The organism is Bradyrhizobium sp. DOA1, from assembly GCF_001593325.1.
Classification (GTDB): Bacteria; Pseudomonadota; Alphaproteobacteria; order Rhizobiales; family Xanthobacteraceae; genus Bradyrhizobium.
In genome coordinates, this window is sequence record NZ_JXJM01000001.1 from 2,382,476 (window position 1) to 2,407,114 (window position 24,639).

A 24,639-nucleotide genomic window follows, 5' to 3' on the forward strand; every position below is an offset into this window, starting at 1 on the left:
GTGGCAGCCGCGTTCCGGACGGTTCGCCCAGAGCGGGCGACGAAATGAGAGGCCACGATGGCGCAGCAGACATTCACCGGTCGCAAACGCGTTCGCAAGTTCTTCGGACACATCAAGGAAGTCGCCGAGATGCCGAACCTCATCGAGGTTCAGAAGGCGTCCTACGACCAGTTCCTGATGGTCGACGAACCGCAGGGCGGCCGTCTCGACGAGGGTCTGCAGGCGGTGTTCCGCTCGGTGTTTCCGATCTCCGACTTCTCGGGCACCTCGATGCTGGAATTCGTCCGCTACGAGTTCGAGCAGCCCAAATACGACGTTGACGAGTGCCGCCAGCGCGGCATGACCTTCGCGGCACCCCTCAAGGTGACGCTGCGCCTCATCGTGTTCGATATCGACGAGGAAACCGGCGCGAAGTCGGTGAAGGACATCAAGGAGCAGGACGTCTACATGGGCGACATCCCGCTCATGACGATGAACGGCACCTTCATCGTCAACGGCACCGAGCGCGTCATCGTCTCGCAGATGCACCGGTCGCCGGGCGTGTTCTTCGACCACGACAAGGGCAAGACCCATTCGTCGGGCAAGCTGCTGTTCGCTGCCCGCGTGATCCCATATCGCGGTTCCTGGCTCGACATCGAGTTCGACGCCAAGGACATCGTCTATGCGCGTATCGACCGTCGTCGCAAGATTCCGGTGACGTCGCTGATGTTCGCCCTTGGCCTCGACGGCGAGGCGATCCTGTCCACGTTCTACAAGAAGATCCTCTACAAGCGGACCAAGGAAGGCTGGCGCGTTCCGTTCGACGCCAACCGTTTCCGCGGCTACTCGACCGTCAACGACCTGATCGACGCCGACACCGGCAAGGTCGTGCTCGAGGCCGGCAAGAAGCTCACCGTCCGTGCCGCCCGCCAACTCCAGGAGAAGGGGCTGAAGGCGCTGCGCATGGCCGATGAGGAGCTGGTCGGCAATTACGTCGCCGAGGACCTCGTCAACCCGAAGACCGGCGAGATCCACGCCGAGGCCGGTGAGGAGATCACCGACAAGCTGATGAAGGCGCTCAACGAGCAGGGCTACAAGGAACTGCCGCTGCTCGACATCGACCACGTCAATGTCGGCCCCTACATCCGCAACACGCTCTCGGCCGACAAGAACATGACGCGTGAGGACGCGCTGTTCGACATCTACCGCGTGATGCGTCCGGGCGAGCCGCCGACGCTGGAATCGGCGCAGGCCATGTTCCAGTCGCTGTTCTTCGACGCCGAGCGCTACGACCTCTCCGCGGTCGGCCGCGTCAAGATGAACATGCGCCTCGACCTCGATGCGCCCGACACCCAGCGCACACTGCGCAAGGAAGACATCCTCTCCGTCATCAAGACGCTGGTGGACCTGCGCGACGGCAAGGGCGAGATCGACGACATCGACCATCTCGGCAACCGCCGTGTGCGCTCGGTCGGCGAGCTCATGGAGAACCAGTACCGCATCGGCCTCCTGCGCATGGAACGCGCGATCAAGGAGCGCATGTCCTCGGTCGACATCGACACGGTCATGCCGCAGGACCTGATCAACGCCAAGCCGGCGGCCGCCGCCGTGCGCGAGTTCTTCGGCTCCTCGCAGCTCTCGCAGTTCATGGACCAGACCAACCCGCTCAGCGAGATCACCCACAAGCGCCGCCTGTCGGCGCTTGGACCGGGCGGTCTGACGCGCGAGCGCGCCGGCTTCGAGGTGCGCGACGTGCATCCGACGCATTACGGCCGCATCTGCCCGATCGAGACGCCGGAAGGTCCGAACATCGGCCTGATCAACTCGCTCGCGACCTTCGCGCGCGTGAACAAGTACGGCTTCGTCGAGACGCCGTACCGCAAGGTCAAGGACGGCCGCGTCACCGACGAGGTCGTGTACCTCTCGGCGATGGAGGAGGGCCGTTACACGGTCGCGCAGGCCAACGTGCCGCTCGATCCGAAGGGCCGCTTCACCGAAGACCTCGTGGTGTGCCGTCACGCCGGCGAAGTCTTGCCGGTGACGCCCGACAAGGTCGACTACATGGACGTGTCGCCGAAGCAGCTCGTTTCGGTGGCCGCGGCGCTGATCCCGTTCCTCGAGAACGACGACGCCAACCGCGCGCTGATGGGCTCGAACATGCAGCGCCAGGCGGTGCCGCTGGTTCGCGCCGAGGCGCCGTTCGTCGGCACCGGAATGGAAGGCGTGGTTGCGCGTGACTCGGGTGCCGCCATCGCGGCGCGCCGATCGGGCGTGATCGACCAGATCGACGCGACCCGCGTCGTCATCCGCGCCACGGAAGATCTCGATCCGACCAAGTCGGGCGTCGATATCTACCGTCTGATGAAGTACCAGCGCTCCAACCAGTCGACCTGCATCAACCAGCGTCCGCTGGTGAAGGTCGGCGACGTCGTCAAGAAGGGCGACATCATCGCCGACGGTCCCTCGACCGATCTCGGCGAGCTCGCGCTCGGCCGCAACGTGCTGGTCGCGTTCATGCCGTGGAACGGCTACAACTTCGAAGACTCGATCCTGCTCTCGGAGCGGATCGTGAAGGAAGACGTCTTCACCTCGATCCACATCGAGGAGTTCGAAGTGATGGCCCGCGACACCAAGCTCGGACCTGAGGAAATTACCCGCGACATTCCGAACGTCTCGGAAGAAGCGCTGAAGAACCTCGACGAAGCCGGTATCGTCTACATCGGTGCGGAAGTGCGCGCCGGCGACATCCTGGTCGGCAAGATCACGCCGAAGGGCGAAAGCCCGATGACGCCGGAAGAAAAGCTCCTGCGCGCCATCTTCGGCGAGAAGGCTTCCGACGTCCGTGACACCTCGCTGCGCGTTCCTCCGGGCGTGCAGGGCACGATCGTGGAAGTGCGCGTGTTCAACCGTCACGGCGTCGACAAGGACGAGCGTGCGCTGGCGATCGAGCGGGAAGAGATCGAGCGTCTGGCCAAGGACCGCGACGACGAGCAGGCGATCCTGGACCGCAACGTCTACAACCGTCTTGCCGAACTGCTCGAAGGGCGGCAGGGCATCGCAGGTCCCAAGGGCTTCAAGAAGGACACCAAGATCACCCGTGCGGTGCTCGAGGAGTACCCGAAGTCGCAGTGGTGGCTGTTCGCTTCGCCGAACGACAAGCTGATGGCCGAGATCGAGGCCATGCGGAAGCAGTACGACGAGTCGAAGAAGGGGCTGGAACAGCGCTTCCTCGACAAGGTCGAGAAGCTTCAGCGCGGCGACGAATTGCCGCCCGGCGTGATGAAGATGGTCAAGGTCTTCGTCGCGGTGAAGCGCAAGATCCAGCCCGGCGACAAGATGGCCGGCCGCCACGGCAACAAGGGCGTGGTGTCGAAGATCGTGCCGATCGAGGACATGCCGTTCCTCGAAGACGGCACGCACGCCGACATCGTGCTCAATCCGCTGGGCGTGCCCTCGCGCATGAACGTCGGACAGATCCTCGAGACCCATCTCGGCTGGGCCTGCGCCGGCCTCGGCAAGCGTATCGGCCAGACGGTCGATGCGTACCTGTCGAAGCAGGACATCAAGCCGCTGAAGGAAACCTTGAAGAAGGTGTACGGCGAGGACGAGACGATCAAGTCGCTCAACGACAACGAACTGATCGAGCTCGGCCATAACCTCAGCCGCGGCGTGCCGATCGCAACCCCGGTGTTCGACGGCGCCAAGGAAGCCGACATCGAGGAGATGCTGAAGCTCGCCGGTCTGGACGCTTCGGGTCAGTCGACCGTCTATGACGGCCGCACCGGCGATCCGTTCGATCGCAAGGTGACGGTGGGCTACATCTACATGCTCAAGCTGCACCATCTCGTCGACGACAAGATCCATGCGCGTTCGATCGGTCCGTACTCGCTCGTCACCCAGCAGCCGCTGGGCGGCAAGGCGCAGTTCGGCGGCCAGCGCTTCGGCGAAATGGAGGTGTGGGCGCTCGAGGCTTATGGCGCGGCGTACACGCTCCAGGAGATGCTGACGGTGAAGTCGGACGACGTCGCCGGCCGCACCAAGGTGTACGAGGCGATCGTGCGCGGCGACGACACGTTCGAGGCCGGTATTCCGGAATCGTTCAACGTGCTGGTCAAGGAAATGCGCTCGCTCGGCCTCAACGTCGACCTGCACAATTCCAAGATGGGACCGGCGCCGACGTCGGAAGCGGCCGAGTAATTCGACCTGTCATGCCCGGCCGTCGCGGCCGGGCATTGGCGCCCCTCCCGAGGCCTTGAGGGCAGGGCGCCTCGCTAAGTGATTTTCGAATTTGCGGCCGGAGGCGACCGGCACGCGAGGAGAAGACGATGAACCAAGAAATTATGAATCTCTTCAATCCGACGACGCCGGCTCAGGTCTTCGACCAGATCCGGATCTCGATCGCGTCTCCGGAAAAGATTCTGTCCTGGTCCTACGGCGAGATCAAGAAGCCGGAGACCATCAATTACCGTACCTTCAAGCCCGAGCGCGACGGCCTGTTCTGCGCCCGCATCTTCGGGCCGATCAAGGACTACGAGTGCTTGTGCGGCAAGTACAAGCGCATGAAGTACAAGGGCATCATCTGCGAGAAGTGCTCGGTCGAGGTCACGCTGTCGCGCGTCCGGCGCGAGCGCATGGGCCATATCGAGCTCGCAGCCCCCGTCGCCCATATCTGGTTCCTGAAGTCGCTGCCCTCGCGCATCGGCCTTCTGCTGGACATGACGCTGAAGGATCTCGAGCGGATCCTCTATTTCGAATACTACGTCGTTCTTGAGCCGGGTCTCACCGCGCTGAAGGACCGTCAGCTGCTGTCGGAAGACGAGTATCTGAAAGCGCAGGACGAGTACGGCCAGGATAGCTTCACCGCCATGATCGGCGCGGAAGCGATCCGCGAACTGCTCAAGGGCATGGACCTGGAGAAGCTCGAGCTGTCGCTGCGTGCGGAGATGCAGGAGACCGACTCCGACATCAAGCACAAGAAGCTCGCCAAGCGCCTCAAGATCGTGGAAGCGTTCCGCCACTCCGGCAACAAGCCGGAATGGATGATCATGACGGTCGTTCCGGTGATTCCGCCGGACCTGCGTCCGCTGGTGCCGCTGGACGGCGGCCGTTTCGCGACCTCCGACCTCAACGACCTCTATCGCCGCGTCATCAACCGCAACAACCGCTTGAAGCGGCTGATGGAGCTGCGCGCGCCCGACATCATCATCCGCAACGAGAAGCGCATGCTTCAGGAAGCGGTCGATGCGCTGTTCGACAACGGCCGCCGCGGCCGCGTCATCACCGGCGCCAACAAGCGCCCGCTGAAGTCGCTCGCCGACATGCTCAAGGGCAAGCAGGGCCGCTTCCGTCAGAACCTGCTCGGCAAGCGCGTCGACTATTCCGGCCGATCGGTGATCGTGGTCGGTCCCGAACTGCGCCTGCATCAGTGCGGCCTGCCGAAGAAGATGGCGCTCGAGCTGTTCAAGCCGTTCATCTACTCGCGGCTCGACGCCAAGGGTCTGTCCACCACGGTGAAGCAGGCCAAGAAGCTGGTCGAGAAGGAGCGGCCCGAGGTCTGGGACATCCTGGACGAGGTGATCCGCGAGCATCCGGTGCTGCTGAACCGCGCGCCGACGCTGCACCGTCTCGGCATCCAGGCGTTCGAGCCCGTGCTGATCGAGGGCAAGGCGATCCAGCTGCACCCGCTGGTCTGCTCCGCGTTCAACGCCGACTTCGACGGCGACCAGATGGCCGTGCACGTTCCGCTGTCGCTCGAAGCGCAGCTGGAAGCGCGCGTGCTGATGATGTCGACCAACAACATCCTGCATCCGGCGAACGGCCAGCCGATCATCGTGCCCTCGCAGGACATCGTGCTGGGCCTGTACTACGTCTCGATCATGCGCGAAGGCCTGCCCGGTGAGGGCAAGGTGTTCGGCGACATGGCCGAGCTCGAGCACGCGCTGCATGCGAAGGTCATCCACCTCCACACCAAGATCAAGTACCGGTGGGAAGGCATGGACGAGACCGGCAAGGTCTCCAAGCGCTGGATCGAGACCACCGCCGGCCGAGTCATGCTCGGCAATCTGCTGCCGAAGAACCCGCGGATCTCGTACGAGATCATCAACAAGCTGATGACCAAGCGCGAGATCTCCGGCGTCATCGACCAAGTCTACCGCCACTGCGGTCAGAAGGAGACCGTGATCTTCTGCGACCGCATCATGGCGCTCGGCTTCTACAACGCGTTCAAGGCCGGCATCTCGTTCGGCAAGGACGACATGGTCGTGCCGCACGGCAAGTGGAAGATCGTCGACACCACCCGTACGCTGGCGAAGGATTTCGAGCAGCAGTACAACGACGGTCTGATCACCCATGGCGAGAAGTACAACAAGGTCGTCGACGCCTGGTCGAAGGCCACGGAAGAAATCGCCAAGGCGATGATGAAGGAGATCTCCGCCACCAAGAAAACGGCGAGCGGAGCCGACGCCGACATCAACTCGATCTACATGATGGCCCACTCCGGCGCCCGCGGTTCGCCGGCCCAGATGCGCCAGCTCGCCGGCATGCGCGGCCTGATGGCCAAGCCGTCGGGTGAGATCATCGAGACGCCGATCATCTCGAACTTCAAGGAAGGCCTCTCGGTGCTCGAGTACTTCAACTCGACCCACGGCGCCCGCAAGGGCCTCGCGGACACGGCGTTGAAGACCGCGAACTCCGGCTACCTGACCCGCCGTCTGGTCGACGTCGCGCAGGACTGCATCATCACGCAGAGCGACTGCGGCACCAAGCTCGGCATCAAGATGCGCGCCATCGTCGATGCCGGCACCGTGGTGGCTTCGCTCGGCTCGCGCATCCTCGGACGCACGGCCTGCGAAGACATCCGCGACAGCTCGGGCAAGGTGATCATCAAGCGCGACACGCTGATGGAAGAAAGCCATCTGGATGCCATCCAGCAGGGTGGCGTGCAGGAGGTGAAGATCCGTTCGGCGCTGACCTGCGAACTCGTCAACGGCATCTGCGGCAAGTGCTACGGCCGCGACCTCGCCCGCGGCACGCCGGTCAATCACGGCGAAGCGGTCGGCGTCATCGCGGCGCAGTCGATCGGCGAGCCGGGTACCCAGCTCACCATGCGCACCTTCCACATCGGCGGTGCGGCGCAGCTCAACGAGCAGTCTTTCGTCGAAGCCAATTTCGACGGCAAGATCGTGATCAGGAACAAGGCCATCGCCCGCAACAGCGAAGGTCACCTGATCGCGATGGTGCGCAACATGGTGGTGGCGATCGTCGATGCTGACGGCACCGAGCGTGCGACGCACCGCGTCCAGTACGGCTCGCGCCTGCACGTCGACGAAGGCGACATGGTCAAGCGCGGCCAGCGCATCGTCGAGTGGGATCCCTACACCCGTCCGCTCCTCACCGAAGTCGAAGGTACGATCGGCTTCGAGGATCTGGTCGAGGGGCAGTCGATCTCGGAAACGCTCGACGAGGCCACCGGTATCGCCAAGCGCGTGGTCATCGACTGGCGCTCGACCCGCGGCGGCTCGGACCTGCGTCCGGCCATCGTGGTCAAGGGCAAGGACGGCAAGGTGCTCAAGTTGCCCCGTGGCGGCGATGCCCGCTACATGCTGTCGGTCGACGCCATTCTCTCGGTCGACGTCGGAGCCAAGGTCAACCCGGGTGACATCCTCGCCCGTGTCTCGACCGAAAGCGCCAAGACGCGCGACATCACCGGCGGTCTGCCGCGGGTGGCGGAGCTGTTCGAGGCCCGGCGTCCGAAGGATGCGGCGATCATCGCCGAGATCGCGGGCACCATCCGGTTCGGGCGGGACTACAAGAACAAGCGTCGCATCTCGATCGAGCCGATGGACAAGACCGAGGAGGCGCGCGAGTACCTGATCCCGAAGGGCAAGCACATCCACCTTCAGGACGGCGACGTCGTCGAAAAGGGCGACTTCATCGTCGAAGGCAACCCGGCGCCGCACGACATCCTTGCAGTCAAGGGCATCGAGGAACTCGCGGCCTATCTGGTCAACGAGATCCAGGAGGTCTACCGGCTCCAGGGCGTGCTCATCAACGACAAGCACATCGAGGTGATTGTCCGTCAGATGCTCCAGAAGGTGGAAGTCACCGACCAGGGCGACACGGACATGATCTCCGGCGAGCAGGTCGACAAGATCGAGTTCGACGCGCTGAACGAGAAGGCCAAGGAAGAGGGCAAGAAGCCCGCCACCGGAACGCCGGTTCTGCTCGGCATCACCAAGGCGAGCCTCCAGACCCGCTCGTTCTTCTCGGCGGCCTCGTTCCAGGAGACCACCCGCGTCCTCACGGAAGCGGCGGTCAACGGCAAGGTCGATCCGCTTGAAGGCCTCAAGGAGAACGTCATCGTCGGCCGGTTGATCCCGGCGGGCACCGGCGCCTCCATGGCCAAGATCCGCGAAGTCGCCATGAAGCGCGACAAGCTGATCCTGGACGAGCGCGAGAAGCAGGCGGCCGTCGTGTCGCCCGCGCCGGAAGCAGAGCTTCCTGCGTTGCCGCCCGCGGAATGATGGTTCATCCGTAGGACTACCGAGGACAATGAAAAGGCCGGCTTTTGCCGGCCTTTTTGCTGCTTTCTTTGCCTGCTGCGATGCAGGATCAGCCTTTGTTCATCTTTCCTTCAGTCGCAAAAGCGCTTCTGCTAGGAGAGCTTAGACCGGTGGTCCCGTGACGGGGGCAGCGCCGAAAGACCACGGAACTCACATGCTTGATCTCGCAATCGTAGGCGGCGGCCCCGGCGGGCTGATGAGCGCTTGGTATCTGAAGCGCAAGCTCGGCGACCTCTGCCGCGTCACCATCTTCGAGGCGTCCGATCGGCTCGGCGGCAAGATTGTCACGCGCAAGTTCGATTCGGCGCCTGCCATGTATGAAGCCGGCGTTGCCGAAATCTACGACTACTCGATGACCGGCCCCGATCCGCTGCGCGAGCTGATCCAGCATTTCGGGCTCCAGACCATTCCGATGGACGCCGAGCAGGTGCAGTTCGGCGGTGAGCTCCTCAACGACGTCGCCGGCATGCGCCGCAGATACGGCGCCAAGACCGCGACCGCGATCGAGGCATTCCGCAATCGCTGTGCCGAAATGATGTCGCCGATCGAGTATTACGAGGGCGTCGGCGCGCACGACAACGAGAACCCCTGGGCCTACAAGACCGCCGAGCAGGTGCTCGACGAGGAGGTCGAGGACGAGACGGCGAAACGCTTCTTCAAGGTCATGGCGCGCTCGGACATCGCAACGGAGAGCCACAACACCAACGGCCTCAACGCGCTCAAGAACTATCTCATGGATGTCGACGGCTATATCGGCCTCTATTCCATCCAGAACGGCAACGAGCAGCTGATCGAATGCCTGCAGTCGGAGGTCAACGCCGACATCCAGCTCAATCATCGCGTGCTCACCGTCGGCAAGGCGCCGACCGGCCGCTACCAGCTCAAGATGATGAACGGCAAGGGGCCCGAGACGCGCGATTTCGATCTCGTGCTGGTCTGCCTGCCGCATTCCTGGCTTGCTACCGTGGGCTGGGAAGGCGAGCAGCTGCGCAAGTCGATGGTCAAGCACGTCTCCTATTTCGACCGTCCGGCGCACTATCTGCGTGTGTCCATCCTGTTCGACAGCCCGTTCTGGGGCGAGAAGATTGCCGGCGCCTGGTTCATGTCGGAGGCCTTCGGCGGCTGCTGCGTCTACAATGAGGGCGCGCGCCACGACGTCGGCAAGCATGGCGTCCTGAACTGGCTCATTCCCGGCTCCGACGCGCTGGCCTTCGCCAATCTGTCGGACCAGGACCTGATCGATGCGGCGCTGAAGTCGCTGCCGGCTTCGCTCGGCGATGCGCGCTCGCATTTCATGGAAGGCAAGATTCACCGCTGGCTGTCATCGGTGAACGCGATTCCCGGCGGCCTACCCGTGCGCGACGTGATGACCAATCACCGGCCCGAGCCGAAGGAGCATCCCGGCATCGTTGTGGTCGGCGACTATCTGTTCGACTCGACGCTGAACGGACTGCTCGATTCGTCGGATGCGGCGACCGACATCATCCTGACCGAGATGATGCGGCTGCGCCGCGAGCGGGCACAGGACGACAAGCCGCTCTCGGACAAGATCGATCGCCGCTATTTCGAGAACTATCGTGGCCTCGGCCCCTATCACGAGGCGTGGCGCAATTTCACCGATCCCGATTATCTCACCAAACTGATCGGCATTGTCTGGGGCAGCGCGAAGGGCGCCAAGCTGCTGGTCGCGGGCTCCGCCAGCGGCGAGCTGGTCGGTGCGCTGCGCGATCGCGGCATCGACGCCTGGGGAATCGAGAACAACCGCGCCATCCACGCCAGGACGCCGAAGCCGCTGAAGAAGTACAACAAGCTCGGCTCGGTCACCGACATGCCGTTCAAGGACGGTGCGTTCGACTTCGTGTTCGAGACCAGCCTCTGCCACGTGTCCCCGAAGCAGGTGGTCCGCGCGATCCGCGAGCTGAACCGCGTGGTCAAGACCGGCCTCGTGTTCGGCTCGATCACCTCGGACATGGCGCCGGCACTGATCGACCGCTACGACCTGCTGCGTGGCGTCAAGAAGCTCGGCACCTGGTGGGAATGGTCCGAACTGTTCTTTGGTAATGGTTTCGACCTGTCGATGCACCGCAAGGAATGCACCGATGCGCTCTGGGAGGCGACGCTCGCCGCCAACAAGGGCCCGGGTCAGTGGTACGCCGACGCCGACAGCTTGCGCTACTCCTTCTTCGACAAGGTCGAGGACGAGGACGACGACTAGCTGGCTGCGGTACCTGCCGAATTTGCCAATTGTTTTGCCGAATTCATCTTGATCGCATAGAATCGGTGCAATAGCGGTTGCCGCTATTCCTGCATTTTCTGCGGTCATGCCGGCCGTCAGCATCGGTTGGTTTCATGGCGTCCAAGCCCCTCCCGCCCGACAAACAGAAGCTCGCCGCGGAAGAAGCGGCCGAGCTCGACGACAAGCTCGCCGCCGGCGCCAAGCCGGACCTCGAAGACGACGAGGACGAAGAGGAGGAGGAGGGCGAACTGGAGCTCGATGACGACGATGAGGACGAGGATCTCGTCGTCTTCACCGCGCGCGAGGCCGCCGGCGCGCTCGCCACCATCGTCGGGTTCGTCAGGCCCTACCTGACCAATTACAAGCGGATGCTGTCCTACGTGGCGTTCGGCGTCTTCGTCGAGACGCTGTTCAACGTCATCATGCCGCTCAGCCTGAAATACCTGATCGACGACGCGCTCGGCGAGGAGGACTTCCAGGCGCTCTACAAGATCCTCGGCGTGCTCGCGGTCACCGGCATTTTCACCTCGATCGTCGCGGTCTGGTACGAGCGCTGGGATGCACGGCTAGCCGCCTGCGTCATCTCGGACATCCGCACGCGCCTGTTCGAGCACGTCCAGGATCTGCCGGCGGCCTATTTCGGCCGCACCAAGCGCGGCGAGATCCTGTCGCGCTTCTCGGTCGACCTCTCGGCGGTCGAAGGCTCGGTGAAGACTTTTGCCAACAGCGCCGCGCTGCCGTTCATGGAACTGATCGCCGGCATCATCCTGATGCTGTTCCTGAACTGGCAGCTTGCTGTGGTCGCGCTGCTGGTGTTCCCGATCACGCTGATCGGGCCGCGCATCCTGACGCCGAAGGCGGTGCAGGCCAATTACGAGCAGAAGCAGAACGAGAGTGCGCTGCTCGGCATGGTGCAGGAGAACGTGGCGGCGCAGGCGGTGATCAAGGCGTTCAGCCTGCAGCGCAAGATGTTCGGCTTCTTTCGCTTCCGCAACGACGAGACCCGCAACAGGATCGCCTCAGCGACCTTCCTGTCGACCATGGTGGAGCGGACGGTCACCATATCGGTCCTTCTCCTGCATCTCGTGGTGCTCGCGATCGGCGCCTATCTGGCGACAACGGGCCGGATCACGATCGGCACCTTCGTCACCTTCGAGAGCGCGTTCTGGGAGGTGTCCTACAACATCGCCCATGTGATGCATTTCATTCCGGTGTCGATCTCCTCGGCCGCGGCGATCCGGCACATCCAGGAGCTGCTCGACGAGCCGACGCGTGCTGCCGACCGCCCCGGCGCGCCCGACCTGCCGCGCATCACCAACGACATCACCTTCGACCGCGTCACGTTCCAGTACGAAGGCAGCCAGACGCCGGTACTGGACAATCTCAGCCTCAAGCTCAACGCCGGCAAGCGCATCGCCATCGTCGGCCCCTCGGGCTCCGGCAAGAGCACGCTGCTCAATCTGATCTTGCGGCTCTACGTGCCCGACGAAGGCCGCGTCACCATCGACGGCGTCGACGTCCGCAAGGTGACGCTGGATTCGCTGCGCCGGAGCATGGCCGTGGTGTTCCAGGAGAACATGCTGTTCAACATGTCGATCCGCGAGAACATCCGCCTCGGCAAGGAGGGCGCGACCGACGAAGAGGTGGAGGAGGCCGCCAAGAAGGCCGAGATCCACCGCTACATCATGAGCCTGCCGCAGCGATACGACACGCCGGTCGGCGAGCGCGGCGATACGCTCTCCGGCGGCCAGCGTCAACGCATCGCGATCGCGCGCGCGATCATCCGCAATCCGTCCGTGCTGCTGTTGGACGAAGCCACCTCGGCACTCGACCAGACCACGGAAGCGGCGATCAACCGCACGCTGCTGAAGGTCGCCAAGGGCCGCACCATGATCTGGTCGACCCACCGCCTGACCTCGGTGGTGGAGATGGACGAGATCATCGTGATCTCGGGAGGCAAGGCGATCGAGCGCGGCACTCATGCCGAACTGCTTGCGAAGAACGGCACCTATCGCAAGCTGTGGAACGACCAGATCCACCAACCGCACGGCGCTGTGGCTCACGCCGACGACCGCGACGATGACGACGAGGATGAAGACGACGAGGAGGAATGACGAGGGGGTTCTGAGCCGGCGGGACGTGCGCCGGGCCGATTCGACGCCCACCAGCGACGCAGTGATTCCCAGTGTGAGACCCTTGGCCACGCAGAGCGGCGCATTTTTTTGGCCCTTGGAACGACCTGATCGGCCTTTCGCCGATCGTCAGCCTTGCCGCAATCATGCCCCCGCGACGGCGCATCGCCGGCCTGGAAGCTCTAGAACGGCGGCGATTGGCGCATCGGCGGGACAACCGCCCCGATTCTCGAAATAAAAGTATATTTAATCCGGGTAAAAAGTGCTTGAAGCTGGCGAAACCGGCGCTTCACGCCCATATCGGGAAGGCGTGGCGAGGACGGCAAATATTGATTTCGACAGGCGTCAGAAGCGTTTTCTGACTGTCGTTTCACCTTGACTTGACCGATTCTCACTTATAGAAAGCGCCTCACTTAACGACAGGCGGTGAGCATCGCCAGCGTCGGAACGGGCCACCCGTCTGATCCCCACGGACTACGTCTACCAGGGGTCGTAAAGACGGGCACCAACCTCGACGAATGCCGCTCAAACGCTGTCGATCATAGCTAGGCAATGCCAGTGCGATTTTAGTTCTCTTGAGCACGTTCTCTTGAGATCGAACTCGGATGCATGACCTCAGTGCGCGGGCCGCGGCATTGTGCTGATCGGCCTCAATACTGCGGTCCTCTGTGGCGTCGAAGCGCTTTCCGCTCAGCAATGGAGCGGTTGGCGCAATTTCGCTTTGTGCGGATCGATCCGCGCAGGGCGGCCCCGTCGGGCGGCGGGTGGCTCGAAAAGAATTTGCGGTCCCGGCAACGGGCCGCGGCAAGACAGCGGTCCCGAAAGGGGGCGCGACAGAACAAAGGGTAAGGCCAGGATGCCGACGATCAACCAGCTGATCGCTCAACCGCGGGAAGTGCAGAAGTCGCGCAAGAAGGTGCCGGCGCTGCAGCAGTCGCCTCAGAAGCGTGGTGTTTGCACCCGCGTCTACACCACGACCCCGAAGAAGCCGAACTCGGCGCTTCGTAAGGTCGCCAAGGTGCGCCTGACCAACGGCTTCGAGGTGATCGGCTACATCCCCGGCGAGGGCCATAACCTCCAGGAGCACTCGGTGGTCATGATCCGCGGCGGCCGCGTCAAGGACTTACCCGGCGTGCGCTACCACATCCTCCGCGGCGTTCTGGATACCCAGGGCGTCAAGAACCGTAAGCAGCGTCGTTCGAAGTACGGCGCGAAGCGTCCGAAGTAAGCGGGAACCAGGCCTATGTCTCGTCGCCACTCAGCGGAAAAGCGCGAAGTTCTCCCGGATCCGAAGTTCGGGAACATCATCGTCACGAAGTTCATGAACTCGGTGATGTACGCCGGCAAGAAGTCGGTTGCCGAAGGCATCGTCTACGGTGCGTTTGGTATCATCGAATCCAAGACCAAGCAGAACCCGCTCGGCGTGTTCGAGCAGGCCCTTGAGAACGTCATGCCGACCATCGAGGTTCGCTCCCGCCGCGTCGGCGGCGCGACCTACCAGGTTCCGGTCGAAGTTCGTTCGACCCGCCGTCAAGCACTTGGCATCCGCTGGCTGATCTCGGCCGCGCGCGAGCGCAACGAGAAGACCATGACCGAGCGGCTTTCGGCCGAGTTGCTGGATGCGTCAAACAATCGTGGGAACGCCGTCAAGAAGCGCGAAGACGTGCACCGCATGGCGGAAGCCAACCGCGCCTTCTCGCACTATCGCTGGTAACGGCGAAACAAACGGACTCGCAAGGAACACCCCATGCCCCGCCAACATGCCATCGAGGACTACCGTAACTTCGGTATCATGGCGCATATCGACGCCGGCAAGACGACGACGACCGAGCGTATCCTCTATTACACCGGCAAGAGCCACAAGATCGGCGAAGTGCACGAAGGTGCCGCGACGATGGACTGGATGGAGCAGGAGCAGGAGCGTGGCATCACGATCACCTCGGCTGCGACCACCGCCTTCTGGGCCGGCAAGCGCCTGAACATCATCGACACCCCCGGCCACGTCGACTTCACCATCGAGGTCGAGCGTTCGCTGCGCGTGCTCGACGGCGCCGTCTGCGTGCTCGACTCCAACCAGGGCGTTGAGCCCCAGACGGAGACCGTCTGGCGCCAGGGCGACAAGTACAAGGTTCCGCGTATCGTCTTCGCCAACAAGATGGACAAGATCGGTGCGGACTTCTTCAAGTGCCTGTCCGACATCGTCGATCGCCTCGGCGCCAAGCCGGTCGCGATCCAGCTTCCGATCGGTTCCGAGAACAACTTCAAGGGTCTCGTCGACCTCGTGAAGATGAAGGGCGTCGTCTGGAACGATGAAGCGCTCGGCGCCAAGTTCGACTATGTCGACATTCCGGAAGATCTCGTCGACCAGGCCAAGGAATACCGCGAGAAGATGGTGGAGGCCGCCGTCGAGCTCGATGACGACGCCATGGCTGCCTATCTCGACGGCAAGGAGCCGGACGAGGCGACGCTGAAGCGCTTGATCCGCAAGGCGGTTCTGACCGGCGCGTTCTATCCGGTGCTGTGCGGCTCGGCTTTCAAGAACAAGGGCGTTCAGCCGCTGCTCGACGCAGTCGTCGACTACCTGCCGTCGCCGCTCGACGTGCCTGCGATCAAGGGCACCGACGACAAGGGCAACGAAGTCGTGCGGAAGGCGGACGACAAGGAGCCGCTGGCGCTGCTCGCGTTCAAGATCATGGACGACCCCTTCGTCGGCACCATCACCTTCTGCCGCATCTACTCCGGCATTCTGCAGAGCGGCACCGGCGTCGTGAACTCGACCCGCGAGAAGAAGGAGCGCATTGGGCGCATGCTGTTGATGCATGCGAACAACCGCGAGGACATCAAGGAAGCCTATGCCGGCGACATCGTCGCGCTGGCCGGCCTGAAGGAAGCGCGCACCGGTGACACGCTGTGCGATCCCGACAAGCAGGTGATCCTGGAGAAGATGGAATTCCCCGAGCCGGTCATCGAGATCGCGATCGAGCCGAAGTCCAAGGCCGACCAGGAGAAGCTGGGCGTGGCGCTGGCCAAGCTCGCCGCGGAGGATCCGTCCTTCCGCGTGTCGACCGACCACGAGTCCGGCCAGACCATCCTCAAGGGCATGGGCGAACTCCATCTCGACATCAAGGTCGACATCCTCAAGCGGACCTACAAGGTCGACGCCAACATCGGCGCGCCGCAGGTGGCATTCCGTGAGCGCGTTACCAAGCGGGTGGAGCACAGCTACACCCACAAGAAGCAGACCGGCGGTACCGGCCAGTTCGCGGCGGTGTCGTTCATCGTCGAGCCGAACGAAGCCGGCAAGGGCTTCGAGTTCGAATCGAAGATCGTCGGCGGCGCGGTGCCGAAGGAATATATCCCCGGCGTCGAGAAGGGCCTGGAGAGCGTGCTGTCGTCCGGCGTGGTCGCGGGCTTCCCCGTGGTCGACGTCAAGGTCCAGCTCGTCGACGGCAAGTATCACGACGTCGACTCGTCGGCGCTCGCCTTCGAAATCGCCTCGCGCGCCTGCTTCCGCGAAGCGCTCCAGATGGGCAAGTCCGTCCTGCTCGAGCCGATCATGAAGGTCGAAGTGGTGACCCCGGAAGACTACACCGGCTCGGTCATCGGCGACCTGAACTCCCGGCGCGGTCAGATCCAGGGTCAGGACATGCGCGGCAACGCCAACGTCATCAACGCGATGGTGCCGCTCATGAACATGTTCGGTTACGTGAACAATCTGCGCTCGATGAGCCAGGGTCGCGCGACCTTCACGATGCAGTTCGACCACTACGCAGAAGCGCCGGCCAACGTGTCGGCAGAAGTCCAGAAGAAGTTTGCCTGATTATCGTCGGTCTCAAGCTGACGATTGAACGGAGAGTCAAATGGCCAAAGCAAAGTTTGAACGTAACAAGCCGCACTGCAACATCGGCACCATCGGTCACGTCGACCATGGCAAGACGTCGCTGACCGCGGCGATCACCAAGGTTCTCGCCGAAGCAGGCGGCGCGACGTTCACCGCGTACGACCAGATCGACAAGGCGCCGGAAGAGAAGGCGCGCGGCATCACCATCTCGACCGCGCATGTCGAGTACGAGACGCCGAACCGCCACTACGCCCACGTCGACTGCCCCGGCCACGCCGACTACGTCAAGAACATGATCACCGGTGCGGCCCAGATGGACGGCGCGATCCTGGTCGTGTCGGCCGCTGACGGCCCGATGCCGCAGACCCGCGAACACATCCTGCTCGCCCGCCAGGTCGGCGTGCCCGCGCTCGTCGTGTTCCTCAACAAGTGCGACATGGTCGACGATCCGGAGCTGCTCGAGCTCGTCGAACTCGAAGTCCGCGAACTGCTCTCGAAATACGAATTCCCGGGCGACACGATCCCGATCGTCAAGGGCTCGGCGCTGGCCGCTCTGGAGGATTCCAACAAGGCTCTCGGTCACGACGCCATCCTCGAGCTGATGAAGAATGTCGACTCATACATCCCGCAGCCGGAGCGCCCGATCGATCAGCCGTTCCTGATGCCGGTTGAAGACGTGTTCTCGATCTCGGGCCGCGGCACCGTCGTGACCGGCCGTGTCGAGCGCGGCATCGTCAAGGTTGGCGAGGAAATCGAGATCGTCGGCCTCCGTGCGACCCAGAAGACCACTGTCACCGGCGTCGAAATGTTCCGCAAGCTGCTCGATCAGGGTCAGGCCGGCGACAACATCGGTGCTCTGCTCCGCGGCACCAAGCGTGAAGACGTCGAGCGCGGCCAGGTGCTGTGCAAGCCGGGTTCGGTCAAGCCGCACACCAAGTTCAAGGCTGAGGCTTACATCCTCACCAAGGAAGAGGGCGGTCGCCACACCCCGTTCTTCACCAACTACCGTCCGCAGTTCTACTTCCGCACCACCGACGTGACCGGTGTCGTGCATCTGCCGGAAGGCACCGAGATGGTGATGCCGGGCGACAACATCGCGATGGAAGTGCACCTGATCGTGCCGATCGCGATGGAAGAGAAGCTCCGCTTCGCGATCCGCGAAGGTGGCCGCACCGTCGGCGCCGGCGTCGTCGCCTCGATCATCGAGTAACAAGCGAATAGGGAATGGTGAGTGGCGAATAGGGAACTCTATTCGCTACTCGCTACTCGCCACTCTACTCAAAGAAAGCACGGCAATGAACGGCCAAAACATTCGCATCCGTCTCAAGGCGTTCGACCATCGTATCCTCGATACGTCGACCCGCGAGATCGTGAACACGGCGAAGCGCACCGGCGCGCAGGTCCGCGGACCCATTCCGCTGCCCACCCGCATCGAGAAGTTCACCGTCAACCGTTCGCCCCACGTCGACAAGAAGAGCCGCGAACAGTTCGAGATGCGCACGCACAAGCGCTTGCTCGACATCGTCGATCCGACCCCGCAGACCGTCGATGCTTTGATGAAGCTCGATTTGGCCGCCGGTGTCGACGTCGAGATCAAGCTCTGAGCAAGACCCCGAGAAGTGGGCACCGGTTCTCGGACCGGGTCTTGCTCACACCGAAGATTAGCTAGTCCGCAAGGACAGAAAGAACAGGAAGCAAGCCGATGCGCTCCGGAGTGATCGCACAAAAGGTCGGGATGACGCGGGTCTTCACGGAGGCCGGCGAACATATCCCCGTGACCGTGCTGAAGCTCGGCAATTGCCAGGTCGTAGGCCACCGTACCGAAGAGAAGAACGGTTACGTCGCGCTCCAGCTCGGTTCTGGCAGCCGCAAGACCGTTTACATGCCCAAGGCCGAGCGCGGCCAGTTCGCGGTCGCCAAGGTCGAGCCGAAGCGCAGGGTCGAGGAGTTCCGCGTCACGGCGGACGCCATGATCCCGGTTGGCGCCGAGATCCAGGCCGATCACTTCGTCGTCGGCCAGTTCGTCGACGTCACCGGCACCTCGGTCGGTAAGGGTTTTGCGGGCGGCATGAAGCGTTGGAACTTCGGCGGTCTGCGCGCCACGCACGGTGTGTCGATCTCGCACCGCTCGATCGGTTCGACCGGCGGCCGTCAGGACCCCGGCAAGACCTGGAAGAACAAGAAGATGCCCGGCCACATGGGTGTCGATCGCATCACCACGCTCAACCTTCGCGTCGTTCAGACCGATGTCGAGCGCGGCCTGATCCTCGTCGAAGGCGCCGTTCCCGGCTCCAAGGGCGGCTGGATCCGCGTGCGCGATGCCGTCAAGAAGCCGCTGCCGAAGGAAGCTCCGAAGCCCGGCAAGTTCAAGGTTGCTGGCGACGCGGACGCCGCTCCGGCTGCGCAGGAGGCGTGAGATGGAATTGAAGGTCACCACCCTCGAAGGTAAGGAAGCCGGCTCGGTCCAGCTCTCCGACGCCATTTTCGGCCTGGAGCCGCGCGAGGACATCATCGCGCGCTGCGTGCAGTGGCAGCTCAACAAGCGCCAGGCCGGCACGCACAAGGCCAAGGGCCGCGCCGAGATCTGGCGCACCGGCAAGAAGATGTACAAGCAGAAGGGCACCGGCGGTGCTCGTCACGGCTCGGCACGCGTGCCGCAGTTCCGTGGCGGTGGCCGTGCCTTCGGTCCGGTGGTGCGTTCGCACGCCACCGACCTGCCGAAGAAGGTCCGCGCTCTGGCGCTGAAGCATGCGCTCTCGGCCAAGGCCAAGGACGGCGATCTGGTCGTGATCGAGAAGGCCGCGCTGGAAGCCGCCAAGACTAAGGCGCTGCTCGGTCACTTCTCGGGCCTCGGGCTCACCAACGCGCTGATCATCGACGGCGCCGAGCTCAACAACGGCTTTGCCGCCGCGGCCCGCAACATCCCGAACATGGACGTGCTGCCGATCCAGGGCATCAATGTCTATGACATCCTGCGCCGTCAGAAGCTCGTTCTGACCAAGGCCGCCATCGATGCGCTGGAGGCGCGCTTCAAATGACGAAGAACATCGAGCCTCGCCACTACGACGTGATTCTGTCGCCGGTCGTGACCGAAAAGGCGACGATCGCTTCGGAGCACAACAAGGTGCTGTTCAAGGTGGCTGCGAAGGCGACCAAGCCGCAGATCAAGGAAGCGATCGAGAAGCTGTTCGACGTCAAGGTCAAGAGCGTCAACACGCTGGTCCGTAAGGGCAAGGTCAAGGCCTTCCGCGGCAACATCGGTTCGCAGTCGAACACCAAGCGCGCGATCGTGACCCTCGAAGAGGGCCACCGGATCGACGTCACCACCGGTCTGTAAGGTCGTACGACGATGGCACTGAAGACATTCAATCCCACGACGCCGGGCCAGCGCCAGCTGGTCATGGTCGATCGTTCGGCCCTCTACAAGGGCAAGCCGCTGAAGGCGCTCACCGAGGGCAAGAAGTCCTCGGGCGGCCGCAACAACACCGGCCGCATCACCGTGCGCTTCCGCGGCGGCGGTCACAAGCAGACGCTGCGCACCGTCGACTTCAAGCGTGAGAAGGTCGACGTTCCCGCGACCGTCGAGCGGCTGGAATACGATCCGAACCGCACCGGCTTCATCGCCCTGATCAAGTATCAGGACGGCGAGCAGGCCTACATCCTGGCGCCGCAGCGCATGGCCGTGGGTGACACCATCATCGCCGGCAACTATGTCGACGTGAAGCCGGGCAACGTCATGCCGCTCGGCAACATGCCGGTCGGCACGATCATCCACAACATCGAGGTCAAAATTGGGAAGGGCGGCCAGCTCGCTCGTTCCGCGGGCACCTACGCCCAGCTCGTCGGCCGCGACCAGGACTACGTGATCATCCGCCTGAACTCGGGCGAGCAGCGCCTGGTGCACGGCCGTTGCCGCGGCACGATCGGCGCGGTGTCGAACCCGGATCACATGAACACCTCGATCGGCAAGGCCGGCCGCAAGCGTTGGATGGGCCGCCGCCCGCATAACCGCGGTGTCGCGATGAACCCGATCGACCATCCGCACGGCGGTGGTGAAGGTCGTACCTCGGGCGGTCGCCACCCGGTCACTCCGTGGGGCAAGCCGACCAAGGGCAAGAAGACCCGCACCAACAAGTCGACCAACAAATTCATTCTCCTAAGCCGCCACAAGCGGAAGAAGTAAGGAACGCCGGACATGGTTCGTTCAGTCTGGAAAGGCCCGTTCGTCGAGGGTTCTCTGCTCAAGAAGGCAGATGCCGCCCGCTCGTCCGGCCGTCACGACGTCATCAAGATCTGGAGCCGTCGCTCGACGATCCTGCCGCAGTTCGTCGGCCTGACCTTCGGCGTCTACAACGGTCAGAAGCACGTGCCGGTGGCCGTCAACGAGGAAATGGTCGGTCACAAGTTCGGCGAGTTCTCGCCGACCCGGACCTTCCATGGCCACTCCGGCGACAAGAAAGCCAAGAAGGCTTGAGGATTAAACGATGAGCAAACCTAAGCGCGAACGGAGCCTCGCCGACAACGAGGCCAAGGCGGTCGCCCGGATGCTGCGGGTGAGCCCGCAGAAGCTCAACCTGGTCGCCCAGCTCATTCGCGGCCGGAAGGCGTCTGCCGCGCTCGCCGACCTGCAGTTTTCGCGCAAGCGGATCGCGGTCGACGTGAAGAAGTGCCTGGAATCGGCTATCGCCAATGCCGAGAACAACCACGACCTCGACGTCGACGATCTCGTCGTGGCGCAGGCCTTCGTCGGCAACGGTCTCGTGATGAAGCGCTTCGCCGCGCGCGGCCGTGGCCGTTCGGGCCGTGTCTACAAACCATTTTCGCAGCTGACGATCATCGTTCGTCAGGTCGAAGCCGAAGCAGCGGCTTAAGGGCGCAGGAGAACACGATGGGTCAAAAGATCAATCCGATCGGTCTGCGTCTCGGCATCAACCGGACCTGGGATTCCCGCTGGTTCGCCGGCAAGCAGGAATACGGCAAGCTGTTGCACGAGGACGTCAAGATCCGTGAGATCCTGCACAAGGAGCTCAAGCAGGCGGCCGTCGCCCGCATCGTGATCGAGCGTCCGCACAAGAAGTGCCGCGTCACCATCCACTCGGCCCGTCCGGGCGTGGTGATCGGCAAGAAGGGCGCCGACATCGACAAGCTGCGCAAGAAGGTCGCAGACATCACCTCGTCCGACGTCGTCATCAACATCGTCGAGATCCGCAAGCCGGAGCTCGACGCGACGCTGGTGGCCGAGTCGATCGCGCAGCAGCTCGAGCGCCGCGTGGCGTTCCGCCGCGCCATGAAGCGCGCCGTGCAGTCGGCGATGCGTCTCGGCGCGGAAGGCATCCGCATCAACTGCTCGGGACGTCTGGGCGGTGCGGAAATCGCGCGCATGGAGTGGTACCGCGAAGGCCGCGTGCCGCTGCACACCCTGCGCGCCGACATCGACTACGGCGTTGCGACCGCGTTCACGACCTTCGGCACCTGCGGCGTCAAGGTCTGGATCTTCAAGGGCGAGATCCTCGAGCACGATCCGATGGCCCAGGACAAGCGGATGGCCGAGGGCGACACCGGCGGCAGCAGCGATCGTGGCGGCCGTCAGCGCCGCGAGACGGCCGCAGCCTAAAGCCAGACAGGAATTTGAGGGCTCAAAGCCATGATGCAACCTAAGAAAACGAAGTTCCGGAAGGCGCATAAGGGCCGCATCCACGGCGTTGCGTCTTCGGGCGCGACGTTGGCGTTCGGCCAGTACGGCCTGAAGGCGACCGAGCCTGAGCGCGTCACGGCGCGCCAGATCGAAGCCGCCCGCCGCGCGCTGACCCGCCACATGAAGCGCGCCGGCCGCGTCTGGATCCGCGTGTTCCCCGATCTTCCGGTGTCGAAGAAGCCGGCCGAAGTCCGCATGGGCTCCGGCAAGGGTTCGCCGGAACTGTGGGTCGCACGCGTCAAGCCGGGCCGGGTGCTGTTCGAGATCGACGGCGTCAACACCCAGACCGCGCGTGAGGCGCTGACTTTGGCGGCGGCCAAGCTGCCGATCAAGACGCGCTTTGTCGAGCGCATTGCGGAGTAATGGCCATGGCCCAGATGAAGATCGAAGACATCCGCGCGATGAGCCCCGACCAGCAGGATGACGCCATCCTGAACCTGAAGAAGGAGCGCTTCAACCTGCGCTTCCAGCGCGCCACCGGGCAGCTCGAGAACACCTCGCGCCTGCGCGAGGCTCGCCGTGACATCGCCCGGATCAAGACCGTCGCCGCGCAGACGCGCGCGAAGAAGAAGTAAGAGGCTTACGAAGATGCCGAAACGTACTTTGCAGGGCGTGGTCGTCAGCGACAAGCAAGCCAAGACCATCGTGGTGCGCGTCGATCGCCGCTTCACGCACCCGATCTACAAGAAGACGATCCGCCGTTCGAAGAACTATCACGCGCACGACGAGAGCAACCAGTTCAAGCCGGGCGACGTGGTGTGGATCGAGGAATCGAAGCCGATTTCGAAGTTGAAGCGCTGGGTCGTGATCCGGGGCGAGCACAAGAAAAGCGCCTGATCTGTTGGCCTTAGCCGACTGACTTCAGGGAAATGTTGAGCGCCGGCTGGGCTGGCGCAAATAGAAAGAGGACGAGGTGCATCAATGATTCAGATGCAGACCAACCTCGACGTGGCCGACAATTCTGGCGCACGCCGTGTCATGTGTATCAAGGTGCTCGGAGGCTCCAAGCGCCGCTACGCCACGATCGGCGACATCATCGTCGTCTCGATCAAGGAAGCCATTCCGCGTGGCAAGGTGAAGAAGGGCGACGTGATGAAGGCCGTCGTGGTGCGCGTCCGCAAGGACATCCGCCGCGCCGACGGTTCGGTCATCCGCTTCGACCGCAACGCCGCCGTCCTGATCAACAACCAGGCCGAGCCGGTCGGCACCCGTATCTTCGGGCCCGTGCCGCGCGAGCTGCGCGCCAAGAACCACATGAAGATCATTTCGCTCGCGCCGGAGGTGCTGTGATGGCTGCGAAGATCCGCAAGGGCGACAAGGTCGTCGTGCTGACCGGTCGCGACAAGGGCCGCACCGGCGAAGTGTTCGAGGTTCGCCCCGACGCCGGCACGGCGCTCGTGCGCGGTATCAACGTGGTCAAGCGTCACCAGAAGCAGACGCAGGCCCAGGAGGGCGGCATCATCTCGAAAGAGGCGCCGATCCAACTGTCCAACATCGCGTATGTCGGCAAGGACGGAAAGCCGACCCGCGTCGGATTCAAGATTCTGGCGGACGGCAAGAAGGTCCGCATCGCCAAGAGCTCGGGAGCTGAGATCGATGGCTGAGGCCGCTTACACCCCGCGCCTGCGCGCGGAATACGATGCGAAGATCCGCACGTCGCTGACCGAGAAATTCGGTTACGAGAACGTCATGCAGGTTCCACGTCTGGACAAGGTCGTGCTGAACATGGGCGTTGGCGATTCCGTCAACGACCGCAAGAAGGCCGAGACCGCCGCCGCCGAATTGACCCAGATCGCCGGCCAGAAGGCGATCGTGACCTATTCGCGCATCGCGATCGCGACCTTCAAGCTGCGTGAGAACCAGCCGATCGGCTGCAAGGTCACGCTGCGCAAGGCCCGCATGTACGAGTTCATCGATCGCCTGGTGACGGTCGCGCTGCCGCGCGTCCGCGACTTCCGCGGCCTGAACCCGAAGAGCTTCGACGGCCGTGGCAACTACTCGCTCGGCATCAAGGAGCACATCATTTTCCCCGAGATCGACTTCGACAAGGTCACGGAAGCCCGCGGCATGGACATCACCGTCTGCACCACGGCGAAGACCGATGAAGAGGCGAGGGCCTTGTTGACCGCTTTCAATTTCCCGTTCCGGCAGTGAGACGCTGACCTAAAGCCTCTCAAACGCGGATACCCAGGAGC

The 24,639-nt window shown here is 63.3% G+C and carries 22 protein-coding genes; all 22 read left to right on the forward strand.

Annotation, left to right across the window (positions count from 1 at the left end):
* Positions 1 to 57: 57 nt before the first annotated feature.
* The 22 genes from rpoB (at position 58) to rplE (ending at position 24,598) form a co-directional block, all read left to right on the forward strand.
* Positions 58 to 4,176 (forward strand): DNA-directed RNA polymerase subunit beta, encoded by a 4,119-nt coding sequence (gene rpoB, locus SE91_RS11210; protein WP_060736372.1) that lies wholly within the window; start codon positions 58 to 60, stop codon positions 4,174 to 4,176.
* A gap of 128 nt (positions 4,177 to 4,304) precedes the next feature.
* Positions 4,305 to 8,501 carry a DNA-directed RNA polymerase subunit beta' gene (rpoC, locus tag SE91_RS11215; RefSeq protein ID WP_061847664.1) on the forward strand — a complete coding sequence of 1,399 codons (4,197 nt, stop codon included), beginning with the start codon at positions 4,305 to 4,307 and terminating at the stop codon, positions 8,499 to 8,501.
* A gap of 193 nt (positions 8,502 to 8,694) precedes the next feature.
* The gene (locus tag SE91_RS11220) at positions 8,695 to 10,755 is read left to right on the forward strand and encodes an FAD-dependent oxidoreductase (RefSeq protein ID WP_008549307.1); all 2,061 of its coding nucleotides are present in this window, start codon (positions 8,695 to 8,697) and stop codon (positions 10,753 to 10,755) included.
* 134 nt (positions 10,756 to 10,889) lie between these two features.
* Positions 10,890 to 12,890, forward strand: coding sequence for an ABC transporter ATP-binding protein (locus tag SE91_RS11225; RefSeq protein ID WP_061847665.1), 2,001 nt, complete (start codon positions 10,890 to 10,892; stop codon positions 12,888 to 12,890).
* Between the two features lie 874 nt (positions 12,891 to 13,764).
* The gene (rpsL, locus tag SE91_RS11230) at positions 13,765 to 14,136 is read left to right on the forward strand and encodes a 30S ribosomal protein S12 (protein ID WP_007603006.1); all 372 of its coding nucleotides are present in this window, start codon (positions 13,765 to 13,767) and stop codon (positions 14,134 to 14,136) included.
* 15 nt (positions 14,137 to 14,151) lie between these two features.
* Complete coding sequence (rpsG, locus tag SE91_RS11235) at positions 14,152 to 14,622, forward strand: 30S ribosomal protein S7 (protein ID WP_008136420.1); 471 nt, start codon at positions 14,152 to 14,154, stop codon at positions 14,620 to 14,622.
* A gap of 33 nt (positions 14,623 to 14,655) precedes the next feature.
* Entirely contained in the window at positions 14,656 to 16,728 is a 2,073-nt protein-coding gene (gene fusA / locus SE91_RS11240) for an elongation factor G (protein ID WP_008549281.1), read from the forward strand.
* Between the two features lie 40 nt (positions 16,729 to 16,768).
* On the forward strand, positions 16,769 to 17,959 hold the full coding sequence (tuf, locus tag SE91_RS11245; protein ID WP_008549278.1) for an elongation factor Tu: 1,191 nt from the start codon (positions 16,769 to 16,771) through the stop codon (positions 17,957 to 17,959).
* An 85-nt stretch (positions 17,960 to 18,044) separates the two neighbouring features.
* Positions 18,045 to 18,353 carry a 30S ribosomal protein S10 gene (rpsJ, locus tag SE91_RS11250; protein WP_002712302.1) on the forward strand — a complete coding sequence of 103 codons (309 nt, stop codon included), beginning with the start codon at positions 18,045 to 18,047 and terminating at the stop codon, positions 18,351 to 18,353.
* Between the two features lie 98 nt (positions 18,354 to 18,451).
* A complete protein-coding gene (gene rplC / locus SE91_RS11255; protein ID WP_008549275.1) occupies positions 18,452 to 19,165 on the forward strand; it encodes a 50S ribosomal protein L3 in 714 nt (237 codons plus the stop codon).
* A gap of 1 nt (position 19,166) precedes the next feature.
* Positions 19,167 to 19,787, forward strand: coding sequence for a 50S ribosomal protein L4 (rplD, locus tag SE91_RS11260; protein ID WP_018647243.1), 621 nt, complete (start codon positions 19,167 to 19,169; stop codon positions 19,785 to 19,787).
* Entirely contained in the window at positions 19,784 to 20,086 is a 303-nt protein-coding gene (locus tag SE91_RS11265) for a 50S ribosomal protein L23 (protein ID WP_008566601.1), read from the forward strand. Before rplD ends, SE91_RS11265 begins: the two co-directional genes overlap by 4 nt.
* Before the next feature lie 12 nt (positions 20,087 to 20,098).
* Positions 20,099 to 20,932 carry a 50S ribosomal protein L2 gene (gene rplB, locus SE91_RS11270; RefSeq protein ID WP_061847666.1) on the forward strand — a complete coding sequence of 278 codons (834 nt, stop codon included), beginning with the start codon at positions 20,099 to 20,101 and terminating at the stop codon, positions 20,930 to 20,932.
* A gap of 12 nt (positions 20,933 to 20,944) precedes the next feature.
* The gene (gene rpsS / locus SE91_RS11275) at positions 20,945 to 21,223 is read left to right on the forward strand and encodes a 30S ribosomal protein S19 (protein ID WP_007603021.1); all 279 of its coding nucleotides are present in this window, start codon (positions 20,945 to 20,947) and stop codon (positions 21,221 to 21,223) included.
* Positions 21,224 to 21,233: 10 nt separating this feature from the next.
* Positions 21,234 to 21,620 (forward strand): 50S ribosomal protein L22, encoded by a 387-nt coding sequence (rplV, locus tag SE91_RS11280; protein WP_008549264.1) that lies wholly within the window; start codon positions 21,234 to 21,236, stop codon positions 21,618 to 21,620.
* A 17-nt stretch (positions 21,621 to 21,637) separates the two neighbouring features.
* Positions 21,638 to 22,363 (forward strand): 30S ribosomal protein S3, encoded by a 726-nt coding sequence (rpsC, locus tag SE91_RS11285; protein ID WP_060736368.1) that lies wholly within the window; start codon positions 21,638 to 21,640, stop codon positions 22,361 to 22,363.
* Between the two features lie 30 nt (positions 22,364 to 22,393).
* Positions 22,394 to 22,807, forward strand: a complete 414-nt coding sequence (rplP, locus tag SE91_RS11290) for a 50S ribosomal protein L16 (RefSeq protein ID WP_008549252.1) — start codon at positions 22,394 to 22,396, stop codon at positions 22,805 to 22,807.
* Between the two features lie 5 nt (positions 22,808 to 22,812).
* Positions 22,813 to 23,019, forward strand: coding sequence for a 50S ribosomal protein L29 (gene rpmC, locus SE91_RS11295; protein WP_011088144.1), 207 nt, complete (start codon positions 22,813 to 22,815; stop codon positions 23,017 to 23,019).
* Between the two features lie 13 nt (positions 23,020 to 23,032).
* Positions 23,033 to 23,281: a 30S ribosomal protein S17 gene (gene rpsQ / locus SE91_RS11300; RefSeq protein WP_008549247.1), complete on the forward strand. Its 249-nt coding sequence runs from the start codon at positions 23,033 to 23,035 to the stop codon at positions 23,279 to 23,281.
* Between the two features lie 84 nt (positions 23,282 to 23,365).
* The gene (gene rplN / locus SE91_RS11305; protein WP_008549246.1) at positions 23,366 to 23,734 is read left to right on the forward strand and encodes a 50S ribosomal protein L14; all 369 of its coding nucleotides are present in this window, start codon (positions 23,366 to 23,368) and stop codon (positions 23,732 to 23,734) included.
* Entirely contained in the window at positions 23,734 to 24,048 is a 315-nt protein-coding gene (rplX, locus tag SE91_RS11310) for a 50S ribosomal protein L24 (protein WP_008549245.1), read from the forward strand. The genes rplN and rplX overlap by 1 nt, the downstream gene beginning before the upstream one ends.
* Positions 24,041 to 24,598 (forward strand): 50S ribosomal protein L5, encoded by a 558-nt coding sequence (gene rplE, locus SE91_RS11315; RefSeq protein ID WP_008549243.1) that lies wholly within the window; start codon positions 24,041 to 24,043, stop codon positions 24,596 to 24,598. The genes rplX and rplE overlap by 8 nt, the downstream gene beginning before the upstream one ends.
* Positions 24,599 to 24,639 lie beyond the last annotated feature (41 nt).

Bases quoted from the DNA above. Each gene is read 5' to 3' on its own strand.
- rpoB (WP_060736372.1), top strand. From the start codon at position 58: ATGGCGCAGCAGACATTCACCGGTCGCAAACGCGTTCGCAAGTTCTTC.
- rpoC (WP_061847664.1), top strand. From the start codon at position 4,305: ATGAACCAAGAAATTATGAATCTCTTCAATCCGACGACGCCGGCTCAG.
- SE91_RS11220 (WP_008549307.1), top strand. From the start codon at position 8,695: ATGCTTGATCTCGCAATCGTAGGCGGCGGCCCCGGCGGGCTGATGAGC.
- SE91_RS11225 (WP_061847665.1), top strand. From the start codon at position 10,890: ATGGCGTCCAAGCCCCTCCCGCCCGACAAACAGAAGCTCGCCGCGGAA.
- rpsL (WP_007603006.1), top strand. From the start codon at position 13,765: ATGCCGACGATCAACCAGCTGATCGCTCAACCGCGGGAAGTGCAGAAG.
- rpsG (WP_008136420.1), top strand. From the start codon at position 14,152: ATGTCTCGTCGCCACTCAGCGGAAAAGCGCGAAGTTCTCCCGGATCCG.
- fusA (WP_008549281.1), top strand. From the start codon at position 14,656: ATGCCCCGCCAACATGCCATCGAGGACTACCGTAACTTCGGTATCATG.
- tuf (WP_008549278.1), top strand. From the start codon at position 16,769: ATGGCCAAAGCAAAGTTTGAACGTAACAAGCCGCACTGCAACATCGGC.
- rpsJ (WP_002712302.1), top strand. From the start codon at position 18,045: ATGAACGGCCAAAACATTCGCATCCGTCTCAAGGCGTTCGACCATCGT.
- rplC (WP_008549275.1), top strand. From the start codon at position 18,452: ATGCGCTCCGGAGTGATCGCACAAAAGGTCGGGATGACGCGGGTCTTC.
- rplD (WP_018647243.1), top strand. From the start codon at position 19,167: ATGGAATTGAAGGTCACCACCCTCGAAGGTAAGGAAGCCGGCTCGGTC.
- SE91_RS11265 (WP_008566601.1), top strand. From the start codon at position 19,784: ATGACGAAGAACATCGAGCCTCGCCACTACGACGTGATTCTGTCGCCG.
- rplB (WP_061847666.1), top strand. From the start codon at position 20,099: ATGGCACTGAAGACATTCAATCCCACGACGCCGGGCCAGCGCCAGCTG.
- rpsS (WP_007603021.1), top strand. From the start codon at position 20,945: ATGGTTCGTTCAGTCTGGAAAGGCCCGTTCGTCGAGGGTTCTCTGCTC.
- rplV (WP_008549264.1), top strand. From the start codon at position 21,234: ATGAGCAAACCTAAGCGCGAACGGAGCCTCGCCGACAACGAGGCCAAG.
- rpsC (WP_060736368.1), top strand. From the start codon at position 21,638: ATGGGTCAAAAGATCAATCCGATCGGTCTGCGTCTCGGCATCAACCGG.
- rplP (WP_008549252.1), top strand. From the start codon at position 22,394: ATGATGCAACCTAAGAAAACGAAGTTCCGGAAGGCGCATAAGGGCCGC.
- rpmC (WP_011088144.1), top strand. From the start codon at position 22,813: ATGGCCCAGATGAAGATCGAAGACATCCGCGCGATGAGCCCCGACCAG.
- rpsQ (WP_008549247.1), top strand. From the start codon at position 23,033: ATGCCGAAACGTACTTTGCAGGGCGTGGTCGTCAGCGACAAGCAAGCC.
- rplN (WP_008549246.1), top strand. From the start codon at position 23,366: ATGATTCAGATGCAGACCAACCTCGACGTGGCCGACAATTCTGGCGCA.
- rplX (WP_008549245.1), top strand. From the start codon at position 23,734: ATGGCTGCGAAGATCCGCAAGGGCGACAAGGTCGTCGTGCTGACCGGT.
- rplE (WP_008549243.1), top strand. From the start codon at position 24,041: ATGGCTGAGGCCGCTTACACCCCGCGCCTGCGCGCGGAATACGATGCG.